Origin of the sequence: Ensifer sp. SSB1 (genome assembly GCF_016652895.1) — a bacterium.
In the GTDB taxonomy this organism is placed as follows: domain Bacteria; phylum Pseudomonadota; class Alphaproteobacteria; order Rhizobiales; family Rhizobiaceae; genus Ensifer.
In genome coordinates this window covers 1-2,491 of the sequence record NZ_JAEPRP010000343.1, presented here as the reverse complement: position 1 = coordinate 2,491, position 2,491 = coordinate 1, and the positions used below count along the sequence as shown (strand labels likewise).

Below are 2,491 nucleotides of genomic sequence, written 5' to 3'. Positions count from 1 at the left end.
TCCGGATGACGTATGCTACTGTATGTTACTGCCGATTGGCCGTTGCGGGCGTACGATCCGCATGACTGTTGCATAGGGAGAGGTATGTTGGCTGCCGGCCGGGGCAGACCTCAGGCATCTTGATTCGGCAAGACGCGGGGCCGTCGATAAGCCGCGGCGGCACAGTGATGTGCCACATCTAGGGGTGAGGGGCGAGAATGGCTGATGATCCTTCCCGAACGGGCGCGGCGGGCGATGGAGCGACCAGCCCCCCGTCCTTCGAGGCGAAAATTACGGATATCGCCAGGATTGGTATCGTCGGGCTTTTTGCCTATTGGGCCCTGACGCTGATCGCGCCGTTCGCCATCATCCTCATATGGGCGGCAATCCTTGCCGTGGCGCTCTACCCGGCCTATGCCCGGCTAGGCCGTTTTCTCGGCTCGCGACGACTGGCGTCCTTTCTCATCACGCTCATCTGCCTGGCCGTCATCGTCGGCCCATTGACGGCGATTGCCGTCAGCTTCGCCGAAGGGCTCCAGGCGCTGCTTGCAAAACTTGCCGACGGCTCTCTCCGGGTGCCGGTACCGCCGGAATACGTTCACGACTGGCCGATCATCGGCGAACGGCTGCATGCGGTCTGGAGCATGGCATCGGATAATCTCGAAGCGCTCCTGCGCAAGCTCGAGCCTTCGCTGATGCAGGCAGGCAGCAAGGCGCTCGGCAAGATTGCGAGTATCGGCGCCGAGGTGCTGAGCTTCGTCGTGTCCGTGTTGGTGGCCGGATTCCTTTTCGGCTCCGGTGAACGGCTGTCGGAGATGGCACAGCGTTTCTCCGGCAGGATCGGTGGTGACCGGGGCATCGGCTTCCTGCGTCTGGCGGCGGCGACCATCCGCAACGTGGCGCGAGGGGTGATCGGCGTTGCGCTGCTGCAGGCGTTTCTCTGTGCCTTGGTGCTCGGCCTGTTCCATGTGCCGGCGCCGGGTGCTATCGCTTTCGTCGTGCTCATCCTCTGCATCATCCAGATCGGGCCCGCTCTGGTTCTGCTTCCGGTGATCATCTGGGCATGGGTGACGATGGACTTCGGTCCAGCGCTGCTTCTGACGATTCTGTTGGTCCCGCTCTTTGTCATCGACAATGTGATGAAACCGATCCTGGTGGCCCGCGGGCTTTCGACGCCGACGCTGGTCATTCTGCTCGGGGTGCTCGGCGGGACACTGTCCTACGGACTGATCGGACTCTTCCTGGGGCCGATCGTTCTCAGTGTCGTCCATGACCTGCTGATGGTGTGGATGCAGGGAGATACCGTGCGGCAAAAGCCGCAACCCGATGCGTCGCAATCGCCGCGGCCGGTTTGACCGCAGGCCTGTCAGTGGATCGAGCTATCGGTGCGCGCCTGCTCGAATTCAGTTTCGGGAATCGGGACGCCAGCCTTGCGCAAGCCATCAAGAAGCTGTTGGCGATCCTGTGCACGGCGCAACCTCAGCGCGACCTCCTGAGGGATAGCTTCCAGCAGGCCCGGCAGGTTGGTTTCGATCCACATCCTCTCTTCCTGCGCCTGGGCGCCCTTGCCAAGCTTGCCCAGCGTTGCCAGAAGCATGACCCGGGAGAATGGATGGGTGCGCAGATCGGCCAGGCGCGCCCATCGCTCGGCGGAGACATAGTCACTACCGAAGTAGGAGCAGACCGAGAGTGCCGCCTCGAAATAGCTTGCGGGACCAGAGTTGCGGGCGACGCTTTCCGATAGAAGTTTGCAGCCGGAGTCCCATTGGCCCGATAGTGCCAGCCGGAACCCGTATTCGCCGGCGAGTTCAGCGTCGTTGGGATTGATCGCAAGCGCGCGCGCGCCAACGGCCAAGGCAGCATCGACATCACCGCGGAAGAACAGGGCAAGCATCCTCGCCTCGAGAGCGCGCACGTCCTGGGGATCCAGTTCCACGGCACGGGCTGCCGCGTCGGCTGCCCGCTCCAGCGTAGCCGGGGTGGAATGGTCGAGGCGATCCTGGAAGGCGTCGATATAGGCCATCGACAGTAGTGCCCAGGCCGTCGCATAGGTCGGTGTCTGTTGGGTCGCCTGTTGCAGACAGGCCTGCACGCCAGCACGGCTCTGCGCGCCGACGTCGCCACGATGACCGTAGTAGCTCAGGGTGCAGGCATAGGCTTGCCAGTCATCGGGAACCGACTGTTTGAACGCCGTGGCATTTGCCTGGAAAATCGCGCCATAGGGCTGTGCCACGGCACCGGCCACCGCGGCTGCAGCCTTCACCTGCAGTTCGATGGTTTTGCCGGCTTCCAGCTGCTCGTCATAGGTATTCGCCCATACGACGGATCCATCGGATCGCTGGATGAGTCTGGCGACGAGCCGGAGTCTCTCGCCGTCGAACCGCACCCGGCCCTCCAGGGCAAAAATTGGCCCGCCTTGCGAACCGTCAGGGCCCTCCTGCGTGACGACGATGAGTTCCCTGAATTTGGCAATATTGCCGACGACCTCGTCCGTCAGTCCGCGGGTCATCAT

1 protein-coding gene and 1 pseudogene are annotated in these 2,491 nt (G+C 62.9%); one reads left to right on the top strand and one right to left on the bottom strand.

Annotated elements, in window-relative coordinates; genetic code table 11:
• Window positions 1–197 precede the first annotated feature (197 nt).
• Window positions 198–1,334 (top strand): AI-2E family transporter, encoded by a 1,137-nt coding sequence (locus I8N66_RS37085; RefSeq protein WP_291165517.1) that lies wholly within the window; start codon window positions 198–200, stop codon window positions 1,332–1,334.
• 11 nt (window positions 1,335–1,345) lie between these two features.
• Here I8N66_RS37085 and I8N66_RS37080 read toward each other — a convergent pair.
• A pseudogene (locus I8N66_RS37080) lies at window positions 1,346–2,491 on the bottom strand (hypothetical protein); the annotation flags it as partial.